The following is a 16,000-nucleotide window of genomic DNA, read 5'->3' on the forward strand; positions in this document are numbered from 1 at the left end:
TCGCCAGCATCACCATCTGTGTTACCTTGCCGTCCGGCAACCGGACCACAAGAGGTCCGGTGTCAATGGGTTGGCGAGCAGTGATTGCCTGCTCGTGTTCGACGATGTACCCAAGCGCTCCAGGCGCTTGCGGTCCAAGGGCAGGGCTGCGGGCTCAGCGGGCGTGGGCGCCACACCCCCACTGCCTCCCTCGACCAGGGAACTGCCTGCACCCACCGCCAACGCCTGACACGGATCGGTCAACAACCCACCCCAACCCCCAAAGGAGGTGGCCAGGGGCACCAGCGCCACCGTCAGATCCAGCTCCGGCGCCACCACCGTAATAACCCCCTGCTCACCCCCAGGCGCCGCCGCCTGAATCACATTGCGCCCCAAACCAGCAATCAAACTCGCCCGCTCCTGACCCCCAATCTCTACCCGCCCCTCACTCCCCAACAAGGCACGACTGCCCACCCAGATGTCTCCACCCCGCGCACCCAGACCAGCAGTATTGGCCTGAATGAAACCACCCTCCAGGATCAAATACTCAGGACGCAAAACAATGTCTCCCCCATCACCCCGCTCACCCAGCGCCGAGGTGGTGATCCGACTATCCGCAACCCACAGCCGCCCACCACCAATGACAATCGACCCAGCATCCGCTTGCAGGGATTCAGTCGTGATCTGGCTGCCATTGACCAGACGCAGGTCTTGGGCCTCAAGATCAATAGCGGCAGCAGGGACCGGACCGCTGCTTACGGCAGTGATGAACCCACCATCGAGCCTGAGCTGTTGGGCAGCAACCTGAAGGCGGCTGGCCTTCGGGGTGAGGGATGGATCCACGCTCGCTTGCTCGGCGCTGATACTTAAAAATCCACCATCCGCGAGTGTGATCCGCTCAGCAGTAACGGCGAGGTTCCCCACCTGACCTCTGGCCGTCGTGAAGGCCGCGCTTGCGGCCCCTGAATCCTCGCCGCGGATGAAGATCTCATCCGCTTGCATCGAGAGATCTCCGGCATTGCCGACCGCGGCTGTGCTCGTGGATACCTTGGCGCCGTTGAGGATCTCCAACAGATTCGTCACCTCGAGATTGACACGACCGGCGTGGCCAAAAGAACCTGGCCCCGCTCGGCTTGCGAGGCCCGTAAACTGATCATCCCCTTTTGTATCCAGTCGGACATGAGTGGCCCTGACAGTTATCTCGCCAGCGTTTCCTATACCCCAGGTACTGGTCGAAATATGCGCTCCGTTAACTATTTCTAATAACCCATCTACCTCCAGGTTGATATTGCCCGCATTGCCGCTAGATCCATATACGGAAGAACTTGTAAGTCCCGTAAATACATTTTTTCCTAAACCATCGAGATACACCGAACCTGCGCTGATGAAGAGACCACCTCCCTCTCCAGCCGATGCAGTACTGCTTGAAACGAAAGCTCCGTTAAGCACCTCAAGCGACTTAGCAACATTTAGCCACACAAAACCTGCGTCCCCTTTAGAACCAGGCAGAGATTCGCTTGCAATTGCCGTCCCTAGTTCTGACTCGGGTGACCCTGTGATTTGAATCTTGTCTGCCGTGATCATCAGATTGCCAGCGTTCCCTTCCCCTCTTGTACCAGTAGAAATGACAGCGCCATTAAGGAGCCCTATTTCTTTGGAGACCTTTATATCGATAGATCCTGCATTGCCAGTTGAGCCAGGCTCGGATTGACTCGATATCCACGTCGTATAAAGAGGATCATTAAAACCGTCCATTATGATCGATTCGGCAGAAATAGTTATAACTCCTGCATTGCCTGAACCCCAGGTGCTTGTTGAAATCATTGCGCCTCTGAGCACCTCAATCGAGCTGGCGATCTCTAGCTTGACCTTCCCTGCATCACCTTTTGCATCTGATGCAGAATAGCTAGTAATTCCTGTAAATAGATCATTTCCGTAACCGTCGAGGAGTAGTGATCCTGCCCGAATATTGACATCCCCTGATCTACTGTTTCCTAGAGTAAAACCTCCAATCATTGCGCCATTGATAACCTCCAAGCGATCCGAGATGTTCAGATTGATCTCTCCTCCTTCACCGCTAAAATCTTTTAAAACCTGATTCGTGATGCCAGTGAATAGATTGCTGATACCAGACCCATCTAAACGCAGGACGTCTGCTGTGACAAATAGTTTGCCTGCTTTACCTTGGCCCGCGGTACTAGCAGAAATCACTGCACCATTTGAGATCTCTATCAATCCTTCTACATTAAGAGTCACTCGGCCTGCATCACCACTCGAGCCTTCACCAGCCTGACTCGCGATTAGCGTTACCTGATTTGGATTTCCCAAATTATCAATCGTCACTGAACCTGCACTAATATCGATGTTCCCAGCCAAACCATCTCCAAAGGTGTCGGTGACGATCTTTGCGCCGTTGAGGATCTCCAGCAAACCTTCGACCTCTAGCCTTACCAAACCCGCATCCCCTATCGAGCCGGATTCTGTATAACTTGCAATCCCAGTAAACCGCTCTGTCCCACCAAACAACCGTATCGCTCCCGCACGAACCTGCACATCCGCCGCCTTACCGCGATCAAAGGCGATGCTGCCGATCCGCGAGCCCTCGACCAATTCAAGTCGACCACCAACCTCGACATCTATCGCACCGACAGCACCGGCACCGAGGCTAAAGGCTGAAATCTCAGTCCCCGAAAGGGCAGCCGAACCTGCAACCCGCAGGTCGATAGACCGCTGACCCACCAACACATCTCGGTCCCCTAGGTTGTGGGCCACAAGCAGGCTGTCGCGCGCCTCTAGCTCACCCGCCCGCAGGCTGATCTGCCCCCCGCCCTCGCCGCTGGTGTCCAACCAGCTGTTCTCGACCACCAACCGTCCAGTCCCCGCCTCCCCAGAACCATGCACCGGCACCTGACGCTGACCTCTACCCACCGCCTCCACCCGGATCTCACCCCCAGGCACTCTCACCACCGCCGGCTGCTCAGCACTCGACCCTCTAAGCTGTATCTCTCCCGCCGTCAGACTCAGCCGCTGACCAGCATTCAGCACCAATCGACTCCCATCGATCTCTAAGCCCGCCACCTGGGGAGATAAAAAACCAAATGATTCAGGAGCCGCCATGCTCAAGGTGCTCGCCTGCGGATCGCGCGCACTATACCGACTGCCATCGCTAAAACGCAGCTCATCCGCAGCACTCAGATACAACGCCGCCGGTACATCGACCTGCGCCCCCGGACCCAACACCACACCCGCCGGATTAATGAGATAGACATCAGCCCGACCCACCTGCGAACGCAAGGTCCCGTCGATGCGCGAGACCCGACCCCCCGTCACCCGCCCAATCACATTCTGAATGTGCTCAGGTCCCGTAAAGGTCGCACGCTGCCCCTCCCCAATGTCCAAACGGCTAAAACTATGAAACAGATTGGCCCCACGCACCGTCCCCAGCTCCGCACCTACCGTCATCTCCCGACCCGATAGCTCCACCATCGGCCCCACCGTCCCATCAGTCAGGATCTGGGCAAGGAGGAGGGGTGAGCTCAGACTAAGGCCGAGCACCAAGACAGGGTAGGGCCCGCGGGTAGACATGGTTTACCTCCGCAAACGCTGATGGCGTTATTTCAGTACCGAGTTTAGCCGATGTCGTTTGGCCTGGATGCAGATGCACCGGCCATCTGCCGCATCGAGCAAGATCCGCTGCGTTTGAGGGAGGGCCCTTGGGTTAAACTGTTAGGCCCTATCGCCAGACTGCTCCGGAGTGATCAGATTATGCACCGCACCAGCGGCATCCTGCTCCACCCGACCTCCTTGCCCGGCCCCTATGGCATCGGCGACCTGGGTCCGCATGCCTATCGCTTTGTCGATTTTCTCGCCGCAGCAGGGCAGGGGATCTGGCAGGTCCTGCCGCTCGGTCCCACCGGTTATCGTGACTCGCCCTATCAGTGTCTGTCGGCATTCGCTGGCAATCCGCTCCTGATCAGTCCGGATGGACTCGTGGCAGCAGGCTGGCTGTCTGAATCTGAACTCGATCCTCCAGCGTTTTCCGAAGAGCGGGTCGATTTTGGGCCGGTTGCGCGCTGGAAGAGCGATCTCATCAAGCGCGCCTGGCGCGGATTTCTCGAGCACGCGAGCGATGCCGATCGCGCCCAATATGGGCATTTTTGCGCCCGTCAGTCCTTTTGGCTCGATGACTGGGCGCTCTATCAGGCGCTCAAGCAGGAATATGAGCTTCGCCCCTGGACCGAATGGCCCCAGGCGCTTGCCCGACGTGATCCCGATACCCTTGCCAAATGGTCGGCGCATCACCGCAAGGCGATCGAGTTGCAGCGTTTCATCCAATATGTCTTTCAGCACCAGTGGCAGGAGTTTCGCGCCTACGCCCATGCCCGCGGCGTACGGCTGGTCGGCGACATCCCCATCTTCGTCGCCCACGACTCGAGCGAGGTCTGGACCCATCCCGAGTGGTTTGAGCTCAATGATGCGGGTCAGCCGACCTTGATCGCAGGGGTACCGCCAGATTATTTCAGCGCCACTGGCCAACGTTGGGGCAATCCGCTCTATCGCTGGCCGTCGTTGGCTCAGGACGGCTATCGCTTTTGGGTCGAGCGCCTGCGCCGCACTCTCGAACTCGTCGATTGGGTGCGCATCGATCACTTCCGCGGCTTTGCCGGTTATTGGGCGATCCCTGCCTCCGAAGAGACCGCGGTCAATGGGCGCTGGCTGGCGGGGCCCGGCTGGACCTTGTTTGAATCCTTGCGCGCTGCCTTGGGGGAAGCCCTCCCCCTGATCGCCGAGGACCTGGGGGTGATCACCCCCGATGTCGAGGCGCTGCGCGATGGTCTCGGGTTGCCCGGGATGGCAGTGTTGCAGTTTGGCTTCGAGGGACTCGACGATGGCTTCGGCGCTTCTTATTTCCTGCCTCATCATCATCGCCGCGAACTGGTGGTCTATACAGGGACCCACGACAATCCGCCGGTGCTGGGGTGGTGGGAGGCGCAGCCCGAGCATCGCCGCGCCCAGGTCTGCGCCTATCTCACGAGCCCAGGCGAGGCGATTCATTGGGATCTGATCCGGGCAGCGCTCGCCTCGGTCGCCGCCTTGGCCATCTTCCCCTTGCAAGACCTCCTGGGCCTGGGAGCTGAGGCCACCATGAACCGCCCAGGTACCGCCGAGGGCAACTGGCAATGGCGCTATCGCTCAGAACAACTGGATTGGGGGCTTGCCGACCGCTTGCTCAGATTCAGCCGACTCTATGGTCGCAGACCTTATGACCCGCTTTAGGGATCGAATCAGCCACTGATTGTCGTTCCGGTACAAGCGACTTAGGGTGGTCACGGGGTGCCCCTGCCCAAGAGGGTGCCATTTTCGGTGGCGACACAGGCGACTGTCCCTCACCGCCCAAAATCGTTTTGCTGCAGGCACGGCAACAGCAATATGGGCCGAGCTGATCAATGCTAGAGGTTGGTCGAAGGTGTTGATCTGGAAGGATCGCTCAAGATCAAGGGATTTCGGAATGTTCCTTCTCAGGCGAAGCGACAAGATAGGCGATCCAAAGGTCGGCAGGGCCGATGCGTTCACTAGGGGCGAAGCATCCGTCGGGGTTGCCGGCCTCATCCCATCCTTGTCCGTAGACCTGCACCTGACCGAACCCGCACTCGACGAGGAGCTCGCGCAGTTCTGGCAGGGTCCAGAGACGCCAGGTATAACTGAAGGCGCGCTCAAGACTGGTGCCGTCTGTAAATTGAAAGTGGATGTAGCAGGTTTGGGTGTGGCTTAAGGGGTCGAAGTCTGCACGTTCCCAGAGATAAGCAAAGGGCTCGCCCAAGGGGTCTTGGATCTCTCGGCGCTCGGTGTGCAGGCGCATGGCGTCTGGACCGCCGTGGACATCGAGGATGAGCAGGCCCTCTGGGGCAAGCAGGCTGCGGATGTGTCTTAGATACTCGCTAAGCGCCGTGCGGGTCTTGAGGAGCCAGTAACTGAAGTTTAGGGCTGCAACGATATCGACCTCAGGCGTTACCGCCGAGCGCACATCGCCATTGATCAGCGCAATGCGACGTCGTTGCTCGGCGGTGAGTGGCCCGAGATTATGGACCTGTCCCCAGGCGAGCCCCTCGGGATCTAAGTCCACGCCCCAAGCCAGATTGTCGGGACGGAGCCTGACCCAGGCGGCGCAGAGGGCTGCCGTGCCACAGAAGTCCTCGCGCAATCGCTGCGGCAGGCGCCCGTAGCGCTCGGCGAAAAACCCCTCGATCAGTGTACTTTCGGCCTCGGGGTCTTGAACGGCGAGCTGATAAAGGCGGAAGGGATCGCGCTCACTCGATGACCACCCTGGCATTGAGCGGCTGAATGGGTCGATTGTTGGGATGCCCCATCACCCGGGCAAAGCGCTTGATTTGGGCGGCAGATGCGGTGATGGAGTGTTTCATCACTAGCCATATCACCCCCTCCGAGCAGGGCGGGGTGGTGAGCGAGCCTTCAAAGCGGTAATAGTCGCGGTTCGCCGGCAGCAATCCCTCAGCCGAGACCTTGTGGCTGAGCTGGACCGTCGTCTCGGGCTGTTTTGGCATGACCGAAAAGGCGGCGGCGAGCACCGAGTTCTCGGCACCTTCCTCGATCATCACTGCGATCACCGCGAGATTGCCCTCCTGGTCGGCATGGACCAGATGGGCCTCCATAGGGAAGGCCTTGCCGTTGATATGGTTCTCGCTCGGGGTATGGAAATGGAACTGCTTGAGTTCGTAGGTATGCCCATCGAGGGTGATGGTGCTGCCGCGGTCATAGTCGATCTGGATCGTATGCCCGTTATTGACCTCATTATACCCGCCGGCCTGGTAATGCAGGCCGATCGGCGGCAGGCTGGCATCGACGAACTGTTTGAGGTCGATCGGCGCTTGGTTCTTACCGCGCTTACAGAAGTCGAAGCTGGGGTCCAAGTCGCCCCAGTGTTCTGGACCTTCTTGGCCGGTATAGCCCCAATGGGCCTGGTGGCCGTGCTCGGCGGCCAGTACAGCAAGACTCATGGTCAGGATAGGGATCAGGAGCAGTGAGCGTTTCACTCAGGGTATTGAGAGAAGGGTTGGGTTGCGTCAGATCACCCAAGCCCTTGCCCCCTTCCCGTGGGAGGGGGGAGGGCGTGGGTGTGCCTTAAAGTAAGGGCACCAGGAGCAGGGCGACGATATTGATGATCTTGATCAAGGGGTTGATGGCCGGACCCGCGGTGTCCTTATAGGGATCTCCGACGGTATCACCGGTGACCGCCGCCTTGTGGGTCTCTGAACCCTTGCCGCCGAAGTTGCCCTCCTCGATGTACTTCTTGGCATTATCCCAGGCCCCGCCGCCGGTGCACATAGAGATGGCGACAAAGAGCCCGGTGACGATAGTGCCGATCAGCATGCCGCCGAGAGCGCGGATGCCAGCACCGTCACCCATGAGGATGTTCATCCCGATGGCCACAGCGATCGGGACCAGGATCGGCAGCAGCGAGGGGATGACCATCTCCTTGATCGCGGCCCGGGTCAGCATATCGACGGCGCGCGAATAGTCGGGCTTGGCGGTGCCCTCCATGATGCCCTGGATCTCTTTAAACTGACGGCGCACCTCGATGACCACCGAGCTTGCCGCCCGTCCCACGGCCTCCATGGCCATCGAGCCGAAGAGATAGGGCACAAGACCGCCGATGAAGAGGCCGATGATGATCGCCGGATCGGACAGCAAGAACTCCTGCATCTTGCCGGCGGCCTGGAGGTTGTGGGTGTAGTCGGCAAAGAGCACGAGCGCCGCAAGCCCCGCCGAGCCGATGGCATAACCCTTGGTTACCGCCTTGGTAGTATTGCCCACCGCATCCAGGGCGTCGGTGATCTTGCGCACGTCCTTGGGTAGGCCGGACATCTCGGCGATTCCGCCGGCGTTGTCGGTGATCGGGCCATAGGCATCGAGCGCGACCACCATGCCCGCCATCGACAGCATGGCGGTGGCCGCAATGGCAACGCCATAGAGATCAGCGGCCAGATAGGCGGCCCAGATGGCAATACAGACAGCGAGCACCGGCAGTGCCGTGGACTTCATGGAGACCGCCAGGCCGGCGATGATGTTGGTGGCATGGCCGGTCTGCGAGGCCTCAGCGACATAGCGCACCGGCGGGAATTCAGTGGCCGTGTAATATTCGGTGATGAACATCATGGCCGCGGTGAGTCCCAGACCGATCAGGGCGCAGAAGAGCATAGCGAAGAAATGCTCACCCATGATCAGGCCGGTGACGATGGCAAAGAGCACGAAGGCCAGACCTCCGGCCACCGCCATACCGCGATAGAGGGCATGCATGATCCGCCCGCCCTCATTGGCCTTGACGAAGAAGGCGCCGACGACTGAGGCGATGATCGAGGCTGCGCCCAGGGCCAACGGATAGATAACATAGTTCATCGCCGGACCGCCGTCTGCGGCCTTAAACATGAGCCCGCCGAGCACCATGGTGGCGATGATGGTCACCGCATAGGTCTCGAACAGGTCGGCGGCCATACCGGCGCAGTCGCCGACATTGTCGCCGACATTATCAGCAATCACCGCTGGATTGCGTGGGTCGTCCTCAGGGATGCCTGCCTCGACCTTGCCGACGAGATCAGCGCCCACATCCGCGCCTTTGGTGAAGATCCCGCCACCGAGACGGGCGAAGATCGAGATCAACGAGCCGCCAAAGGCCAGACCGACGAGCGCATGCAGGGCCTGTTCGTTGGCGCCTAGATACATGAAATAGCCGGACACACCTAGCAGCCCGAGGCCGACCACTAAGAGACCGGTCACTGCACCGCCGCGGAAGGCGATGGCGAGCGCCCGATCCAGCCCCTGGGTGGCTGCTTGGGCGGTGCGCACATTGGCGCGCACCGAGACATTCATGCCGATATAGCCGGCCATGCCGGAGAGGATCGCCCCGATGGCAAAGCCGACAGCGGTGTTGATGCCCAAGGACAGCCACAGGACAACAAAGAGTCCGGCGCCGACCAGGGCAATGGCGCTGTATTGGCGATTGAGATAGGCGCGGGCGCCGGTCTGAACCGCTGCGGCAATCTCTTGCATCCGCTCAGAGCCGGCGGATTGGGTCAAGATCCAGGCGACGACCACGAGACCAAAGGCAATGGCCAGCCCCCCCGAGGCGATGGCCAGCCAGAGGATAAAGTCCGTCATAAAAATCCCCCTTATGGGTTTTTGGTGAGCGTGAAGATCGACCTATCAGGATGTGCGCGGTAGCTCCATGACAGGGCATTATTAATGCGGCATCAAACTTTAGCATGAAAAACTTGGGGCTGTTTGCCTAGTGCCCAAACGCGAATCTAGCCCTGCGTCAATGCTCGGTATTGAATGGCGGCCTTGGGTAGTTCCATGCCGGGGGCGGGTAGCATAGGTCGCAGAGATCAGGGGGCTGGGTGCAGGCGTGAGTCGTTTATCTGGATGGGCGTTCTAGATAAGCGCGAAAGGCCGAACTCGCCCGAGTAGCGAAGCCCTGAGCCGTGCGCAGGATGAAATAGGCGGCGATCCCCTCTCGTTCGGCGAGTTCAAAGCCCTGCTCCTCACCCAAAACCATCAGGGCGGTGGCGAGGCCATCGATCTTCATCGCGTTCTTGCCGATCACTGTCACTGATCCCAATCGCCGCTCGACCGGGGCGCCGGTCGCAGGATCGATCTCGTGGCTATAGCGCTTGCCCTCGTGTTCGAAGAAGTTGCGGTAATCGCCTGAGGTGGAGATGGCAAGATCAGAGAGCGGAATAATGCGATGGACCGCGCGTCGGTCGGCGAGAGGCTCTTCAATCGCGACCTGCCAGGGCCTACCTTCGAGGTTGAGGCCCTTGGCGCGGATGGTTCCGGCAATCGCCACCAGATAGTCCCGCACCCCCTGAGACTCAAGCCAAGCGGCGATGCGCTCGGCCCCATAGCCCTCACCCAGGGCCGAGAGGTCCAGATATAGATCCCCGCGCGCTTTGCGCACCGCCGGCGGATCGGACCTAAGCGCAAGCTTGCGATAACCCACCCGCTCGCGTGCGACCTGGATCTCGGCCTCGGTCGGGGGCTTGGGCGAGCGGCGTTCAGGCCCGAAACCCCAGAGATTGACCAGCGGCCCGATGGTGATATCGAAGGCCCCGTCGGTGAGCGCCGCGATCCTTTGGCCCTCAGCGATGGCGGCATAGAGGTTCGGCGAGACAGCGATCCAATCGGTGCTCGGGTTGGCATTGAGGCGCGAAAGCTCTGAACCAGGGTCATAGGTCGAGATCTCGGCATTGACCGCCGCGAGCAGGCGTTCGAGCTGGGGTGCCAGGGCCTCTTGGCGGATGCCCGCGGGCAGGCGAGCGATCTTGACCGAGTAATAGGTCCCCATCGTCAAGCCGATCAGTTCGATCGGTCTCGGCTCGCGGCTACAGCCCAGGACCAGCAAGACAAGCCCCAGGCAGCAGATCCAACCAATTGCTCGGGAGAGATGATGGAAGGGACTCGTATCTAGATGACAAAGATGGACGAGCTGAGACATGGTGGGGTAGGGTTCTGCATGCTCGGTGAGGTCGGGTATACAATGCTATCCGGCCTACCCCTATTTTGGCGGCGCCACCGCGACCGGTTGTGGGGTGGGCGGGGGCGCATGATCCTTGCGAAAGGTTAAGATCTCATGCGCGCGCAGCGGGGGGTGCGGGTCATTGCGCAGGCTGATACAGCCGTTCGGACAATTCTCGATGCAATTGTTGCACAGGATGCAGCGCCCGTGATCGATGGCCCAAGTCTTTTCGGTCCGGTGGACGACGATCGCTTGGGTGGGGCATTTATGGGCGCAAATGGTACAAAAGTCGCAGTCATCGATGCGAAAGGCGATCTGCCCGCGGGTGCGGGGAAAGGGGGTACGCCGTTCACGCGGATACAGGCGGGTAGCGGGCTTGTGGCTGGCATTGCGCAGCACGAGTTCAGCAATCGGGCGGATCGACCAAGAAAACATCCGATTCACCGTTCGTTGCAGCTGACACAGGGGTCGATGGTCAAGACGATCACCGGGACATCGGCAAGCTCACAGCCCTTAAGCATTTGGACCAGGGGGGCGATATTGGCGAAGGTCGGGGTACGCACCCGAAAGCGGTCTAGATGCTTCTTGCCGCTGGCATTGAGGTAATAACAGACCTCGCCGCGCGGCTGTTCCAGACGAAAGAGCCCCTCGCCCTGGGGGCGTTTGCCCTTGACCGAGACCTCGATGGGGCCTTCGGGCATGCGGTCGATGCACTGGATGATCAGATCACAGGACTGATCGATCTCGCGAATGCGGACTAAGCAGCGCGCATAGCAATCGCCGCCTTGCTCGACGACGGGCTCCCAGTCCAATGTACTATATGCCGCATAGCCGAGGGTGCGGGTGTCGCGCGCAATCCCGCTGCCCCTGGCCACCGGACCTACCGCCCCCAGGTCATGGGCCTCCTGGGGGCTCAGATAGCCGATCCCGAGGGTGCGTTTCTTGATCGTCGGGTCGACCGTAAAGATGTGCGCGACCTCGGCGAACTGGTTGCGGACCTCCATGATCCGCCGGCGCAGTGCGCGCAAGAGCTCTTCATCAATATCCTTGCGCACCCCTCCGACCTTGCAGGCCCCGAAGATCACCCGCCCGCCCGTGGTCTCCTCGATGATGTCTACCACCTGCTCGCGGAGGCGCCAGGCCTGCTGAAACAGGCTCTCATAGCCCAAGGCATCGGCGGCGAGCCCCAGCCATAGCAGATGGCTTTGTATGCGCGACAGCTCCGCCCAAAAGGTGCGCAGATAGACCGCACGCGGCGGGACCTCGACCCCCATCAGTGACTCGACGGCCTGGCAATAGCCTTGGCCGTGGATGAAGCTGCAGATCCCGCAGATCCGCTCGGCGACTTGGGCCATCTCGATGACGTCATAATGCTCGGCGAGCCGCTCCAGCCCGCGGTGGACATAGCCGATCGAGGGCAGAGCGCGTACTACCCGCTCATCCTCGAGCTCGAGGTCCAAATGGATAGGCTCGGGTAGCACCGGATGCTGGGGCCCGAAAGGGACGATGGTGGTACTGGCCATGGACACGCATCGCTCTGCTACGAATGAATCAGCGCTTCCCTCAACCTTCTGCCCAAACAGCTCGGCGAGCATATCGGCGGTGGCGGCACGACTCGCCGCATCATCGATCCGCCGCTCAGCCCAGTCGGGCAACTCGCCAAAACGGCGGATCAAGAGCCGCCTGCTTGGGCCCACTCAAGCCAACCCTTGCGGCGACTGGCCGAGATCTCCAGCGCCAAGTATAGCTCCCGCTGGAGGCGGCGATCATGTACCGCACGGATACGATCCTGGATCGTCCGGGCCAAGCGCTGATCGCTCCAGCCTGGAGGCAAGGCCGTCGCCTCATGTCTAGGCCGCCCCCTTTTTGACCGTCACCTCGCCGGTAAAGGGGATCTTGACCTTGGTCCTCAAGAAGTTCCCGCCATAGTCGAGGGTCAGCCCCGGAAATTCCATGCCGAAGAGGTCTTTAAGCTCGTTCTCATAGGTGAATGCCGCAGGAAAAATGGGGCTGAGGCTAGGCAGAATAGGTCGATCGCGCGCGACCTTGACCCGATAATGGGCGCAGTGTTGATCCAGCTCATAGCTGATCATGACCTCGAAATGATCGGGTCGCGCCGTCCCCGTCAGCTGGACCAGGCGAAAGCCCTGGGCGCGATGCTGTTCAGCGATCGCCGACCATTGGTCAAGAGCAAGCTCGGTAAAAGGCTCAAGATGGCTCATGGGTGTCTCTCTTGCGCTTGAACCGCTGCCCGGCGCTGTCTTTTGCGCGTCTTGGTGCGTTCATCGAGGATAGCCAGCACCTGGACCACACCGTCGATGATCGCCTCGGGTCGGGCCGCGCAGCCAGGGACATAGACATCGACTGGGATCACCTGATCGATCCCGCCATAGACGTTATAGGCGGGATGAAAGATCCCGCCGCTCATAGCGCAGGCGCCGATCGCCAGCACCGCCTTGGGCTCCGGCATCTGTTGATAAAGATTCTCTAGGACCCGGCGCGATTCTTCGTTGACCGAGCCGGTGACCAGGAGGATATCGGCATGCTTGGGATTGCCGGTATTGATGATCCCGAAGCGCTCGAGGTCATATAAAGGTGTCAGACAGGCCAAGAGCTCGATGTCGCAGCCATTACAGCTCGTGGCTGCATAATGCAAGATCCAAGGCGAGCGTTTGAGAAAGCTCATCTCAGCCACCAGGCAAGGAAGAAAAGATTGGTCGTACCAAAACCCAGGGCCACCCACCAGCTCGCTTTGAGCGTATTCGACCAGGTAAGACGCGCATGGGTGTTATCGACCAAGACCTCGAGAAAGAACAATATCAAGGCAATCGGTAAGGCCAGCCACGGGCCCCAAGGCGCAAAAAAGAGATAAATCCAAGCCAAGAGGATGATGTTTTCGTACCAATGACCGACCTCAACGAGCGCGAGATGATGCCCCGAGAAGTCCGTGGTCAGTCCCTTCACCAATTCCTGATGCCCATGATGCGAGGTGCTCAGATCAAAGGGCGACTTGCGCAGTTTGATGGTGAGCACGAACAAAAACCCGAGCAGGATTCCAAACAACTGGAATGGCTGCCAGGCGTTCGCCTCGAGGATCTCGCTGACCCGGAAGCTGTGATTGGTCAGATAGAAGCCGAGCGCAGTGATCAATAACATCGGCTCATAGGCCATCATCAGCATCAGCTCGCGCGATGCACCGAGATGGCTATAGGGAGAATTGGTGGCATCGGCAGCGAGACACAAAAAGATCCCAGAGACCGTCAGGGCAAAGAGGCTGAGCAAGAGATCCCCGCCCGTAAAGAGGATCAATCCCGCCCCGATCATGAAGAACAAAAACAGCCAGAGATAAAGGCCCTGGAGCAGGGTCACGACCAGGGTGTCTTTTTCTAAAAGCTTCAAGACATCATAGATGGGTTGCAAGAGCGGCGGGCCTTGGCGCGCCTGCATGCGGGCGGTGAGCCGCCGGTCGATGCCGGCCAGGAGCGCCCCAAACAGGGGGCCGAAGAGCAGAAAAGCGAGCGCAGCAAGCCAGGCATTCATAGGCTGCCCCCCAGCATCCCTAGCCCTAGTACCAAGGCACCCAGGACACCCAGGCGCATGAGCGTCCGTTCAGCAAAGAACCCCGTCAGATAATAGCCGTGGCTCACTGCCAGGCGCTCGGACCCCATGGCCCCGCGATAGCTGTCTTCGCCGACATTGGCGCCGCTGAGATAAGGTGTTGTCTCAAGATAGCTTGGCGGTCTCAGCCAAAAGGCGAGCGGCAAGGCGAACAGTCCGCCGAGCATCAGGGTCATGATCCCTACGCTCTCCCAGGGGATGGCCATCGTCTGTACAGGGACGAGCCCAAGGGCAGCGAGCCCGCTGGTATAGGGCATGGCAAAGCCAAGCTCGATCAAGGGGAAGAGCGCACAAGACAAGGCGGTCAGCGCCGTCAGGCTACCCAAGACGAGTTGCTCATCCCGCGGCGGCGGGGTCGTAATCGGCTGCAAGCGATGGGGTTTGGCGACCAGCCGCCCCATCCATTTGCTCCAGAAAAAGAGGGTGGGGCCGCTCCCAAAGGCGAGGATCGCGGCCAGCAGCGCCCCCTCGCCGGGCAAGAGGTCCATGCTCAGAAACGCCTGAAGGCTCGTATATTTGCTCAAGAGCATCCCGAAGGGAGCCAAAAACATCCCCATGATGCCGATTAGAAACATCGCCGCAAGCTCTGGTCGGCGGTAGACCAGGCCCTCCATGTCCTCGATATCGCGGCTGCCGATGAGGTGCTCGATGCTACCCACACCCAGGAACAATAGGGCCTTGGCGAGCGCATGGAACAGGATCAAGAGGATCGCCGCCCAGAGCGCCTCGGCGGTCCCGACCGCGGCGCACATGACAATCAGCCCCAGATTGGCGATGGTCGAATAGGCGAGCACCGGCTTGGCGTTGCGCTGATTGACCGCCGCCAGCGAGGTCAGCACGAAGGTCAAACCACCGATGAGTGCCAAGGACAATCCTGCCAAGGTCCCGTGGAAGACCGGCGCTAGTTTCACCAGTATGAATACCCCGGCCTTGACCATAGTGCTCGAATGCAACAGGGCCGAGACTGGCGTCGGTGCCACCATTGCCCCCAACAGCCAAGACGAAAAGGGCAACTGCGCCGACTTGGCCAGCCCGGCGATTGCGATCAAGGCGGCAGGCAAGAGCGCCAGATGACCGGCGCCGACCAAGCGATCGAGCGCCCAGGTATGCGGACCCGGACCCATGGTCAGCCAGAGGAGGGCGACGGCGAAGGCCACCCCGCCGATCAGGTTGAACCCCAGGGCGCGATAGGCATTGCGCGTCGCCTCTTCCGTCCCCGGATAGGCGATTAGCCAGAATGAGCAGAGGGTAGTGATCTCCCAGAAGACGAAAAGCCAATGGAGCTGGTTGGCAAAGACCACCCCGAACATCGCTGCGAGAAACAAAAAGATCATGGCATAAAAGCCGTTGCGCCGGTCGGGAACACCTGGGGCATGCCCATGATAGTCGCGCATATAGGGAACGGCATGGAGGGCGATCAGCCCGCCGACGACACCGATGATTAGGGCCATCAGGATTGCAAAGGGATCAATAGCAAAGGGATGTTCGACCCTGGGGGGAGGGGCAGCGGTTTCAGCAAGGAACAGGATGCCTGTTTGCACAAGGATCAGCGCGGGGATATACCACTCACGCCCCTTGATACGGCGGCAGAGGTATAACAATACCCCAGCTAAGAGCAGGCCTGCGAGATGAAAAAGACCGTCGAGCAGCACCTGCAACCAGTGGGGGAGGGCATAAAGCGCATGTTCAGAAGATCCCAACCCACTACCAATACCGACCAAAAGGGTTATAACGATGAGTGTGATCGACCAACCCTTTACCCGCCGATCGCGGGTGTGGGCATCAGGGGCGCGCAGGACAGCAATGCTTGCAACAAAGGGCAAGAGAATCAGAGGGGCGATCGACCACATCAGACCGCATCCAGTCGAATGA

Annotated in this window: 12 protein-coding genes; 1 reads left to right on the forward strand and 11 read right to left on the reverse strand. The window is 60.0% G+C overall.

What is annotated here, in order from left to right; translation table 11 throughout:
* Nucleotides 1-21: 21 nt before the first annotated feature.
* Nucleotides 22-3,564 carry a two-partner secretion domain-containing protein gene (locus GWK36_RS03820; protein WP_343033133.1) on the reverse strand — a complete coding sequence of 1,181 codons (3,543 nt, stop codon included), beginning with the start codon at nucleotides 3,562-3,564 and terminating at the stop codon, nucleotides 22-24.
* Between the two features lie 180 nt (nucleotides 3,565-3,744).
* On the opposite strand from GWK36_RS03820, the gene malQ reads away from it, so the two are divergent.
* Nucleotides 3,745-5,256 (forward strand): 4-alpha-glucanotransferase, encoded by a 1,512-nt coding sequence (malQ, locus tag GWK36_RS03825; RefSeq protein ID WP_166270031.1) that lies wholly within the window; start codon nucleotides 3,745-3,747, stop codon nucleotides 5,254-5,256.
* Nucleotides 5,257-5,473: 217 nt separating this feature from the next.
* On the opposite strand, the gene GWK36_RS03830 is transcribed toward malQ, so the two are convergent.
* The 10 genes from GWK36_RS03830 to GWK36_RS03875 all read right to left on the reverse strand — a co-directional run bounded on the left by GWK36_RS03830 (nucleotide 5,474) and on the right by GWK36_RS03875 (nucleotide 15,978).
* Entirely contained in the window at nucleotides 5,474-6,310 is an 837-nt protein-coding gene (locus GWK36_RS03830) for a class I SAM-dependent methyltransferase (protein ID WP_166270032.1), read from the reverse strand.
* Nucleotides 6,288-7,031, reverse strand: a complete 744-nt coding sequence (locus GWK36_RS03835) for a carbonic anhydrase (RefSeq protein ID WP_246237658.1) — start codon at nucleotides 7,029-7,031, stop codon at nucleotides 6,288-6,290. Before GWK36_RS03835 ends, GWK36_RS03830 begins: the two co-directional genes overlap by 23 nt.
* An 88-nt stretch (nucleotides 7,032-7,119) precedes the next feature.
* Nucleotides 7,120-9,153 (reverse strand): sodium-translocating pyrophosphatase, encoded by a 2,034-nt coding sequence (locus GWK36_RS03840; RefSeq protein WP_166270033.1) that lies wholly within the window; start codon nucleotides 9,151-9,153, stop codon nucleotides 7,120-7,122.
* Nucleotides 9,154-9,409: 256 nt separating this feature from the next.
* A complete protein-coding gene (locus tag GWK36_RS03845; protein ID WP_166270034.1) occupies nucleotides 9,410-10,489 on the reverse strand; it encodes an FAD:protein FMN transferase in 1,080 nt (359 codons plus the stop codon).
* A gap of 60 nt (nucleotides 10,490-10,549) precedes the next feature.
* Nucleotides 10,550-10,945: a 4Fe-4S dicluster domain-containing protein gene (locus GWK36_RS03850; RefSeq protein WP_166270035.1), complete on the reverse strand. Its 396-nt coding sequence runs from the start codon at nucleotides 10,943-10,945 to the stop codon at nucleotides 10,550-10,552.
* Nucleotides 10,946-10,950: 5 nt separating this feature from the next.
* Nucleotides 10,951-12,186 carry a hydrogenase large subunit gene (locus tag GWK36_RS03855; protein WP_246237659.1) on the reverse strand — a complete coding sequence of 412 codons (1,236 nt, stop codon included), beginning with the start codon at nucleotides 12,184-12,186 and terminating at the stop codon, nucleotides 10,951-10,953.
* 174 nt (nucleotides 12,187-12,360) lie between these two features.
* On the reverse strand, nucleotides 12,361-12,732 hold the full coding sequence (locus GWK36_RS03860) for an NADH-quinone oxidoreductase subunit C (RefSeq protein ID WP_166270036.1): 372 nt from the start codon (nucleotides 12,730-12,732) through the stop codon (nucleotides 12,361-12,363).
* Nucleotides 12,729-13,196, reverse strand: coding sequence for an NADH-quinone oxidoreductase subunit B family protein (locus GWK36_RS03865; RefSeq protein ID WP_166270037.1), 468 nt, complete (start codon nucleotides 13,194-13,196; stop codon nucleotides 12,729-12,731). The genes GWK36_RS03860 and GWK36_RS03865 overlap by 4 nt, the downstream gene beginning before the upstream one ends.
* Nucleotides 13,193-14,050, reverse strand: a complete 858-nt coding sequence (locus tag GWK36_RS03870) for a respiratory chain complex I subunit 1 family protein (protein WP_166270038.1) — start codon at nucleotides 14,048-14,050, stop codon at nucleotides 13,193-13,195. The genes GWK36_RS03865 and GWK36_RS03870 overlap by 4 nt, the downstream gene beginning before the upstream one ends.
* A complete protein-coding gene (locus GWK36_RS03875; protein WP_166270039.1) occupies nucleotides 14,047-15,978 on the reverse strand; it encodes an NADH-quinone oxidoreductase subunit 5 family protein in 1,932 nt (643 codons plus the stop codon). Before GWK36_RS03875 ends, GWK36_RS03870 begins: the two co-directional genes overlap by 4 nt.
* Nucleotides 15,979-16,000: the final 22 nt, after the last annotated feature.

This window comes from Caldichromatium japonicum, assembly GCF_011290485.1.
In the GTDB taxonomy this organism is placed as follows: Bacteria; Pseudomonadota; Gammaproteobacteria; order Chromatiales; family Chromatiaceae; genus Thermochromatium; species Thermochromatium japonicum.

Bases quoted from the DNA above. Each gene is read 5' to 3' on its own strand.
- GWK36_RS03830 (WP_166270032.1), bottom strand. From the start codon at position 6,310: ATGCCAGGGTGGTCATCGAGTGAGCGCGATCCCTTCCGCCTTTATCAG.
- GWK36_RS03820 (WP_343033133.1), bottom strand. From the start codon at position 3,564: ATGTCTACCCGCGGGCCCTACCCTGTCTTGGTGCTCGGCCTTAGTCTG.
- GWK36_RS03875 (WP_166270039.1), bottom strand. From the start codon at position 15,978: ATGTGGTCGATCGCCCCTCTGATTCTCTTGCCCTTTGTTGCAAGCATT.
- malQ (WP_166270031.1), top strand. From the start codon at position 3,745: ATGCACCGCACCAGCGGCATCCTGCTCCACCCGACCTCCTTGCCCGGC.
- GWK36_RS03850 (WP_166270035.1), bottom strand. From the start codon at position 10,945: ATGTTTTCTTGGTCGATCCGCCCGATTGCTGAACTCGTGCTGCGCAAT.
- GWK36_RS03865 (WP_166270037.1), bottom strand. From the start codon at position 13,196: ATGAGCTTTCTCAAACGCTCGCCTTGGATCTTGCATTATGCAGCCACG.
- GWK36_RS03870 (WP_166270038.1), bottom strand. From the start codon at position 14,050: ATGAATGCCTGGCTTGCTGCGCTCGCTTTTCTGCTCTTCGGCCCCCTG.
- GWK36_RS03860 (WP_166270036.1), bottom strand. From the start codon at position 12,732: ATGAGCCATCTTGAGCCTTTTACCGAGCTTGCTCTTGACCAATGGTCG.
- GWK36_RS03845 (WP_166270034.1), bottom strand. From the start codon at position 10,489: ATGTCTCAGCTCGTCCATCTTTGTCATCTAGATACGAGTCCCTTCCAT.
- GWK36_RS03840 (WP_166270033.1), bottom strand. From the start codon at position 9,153: ATGACGGACTTTATCCTCTGGCTGGCCATCGCCTCGGGGGGGCTGGCC.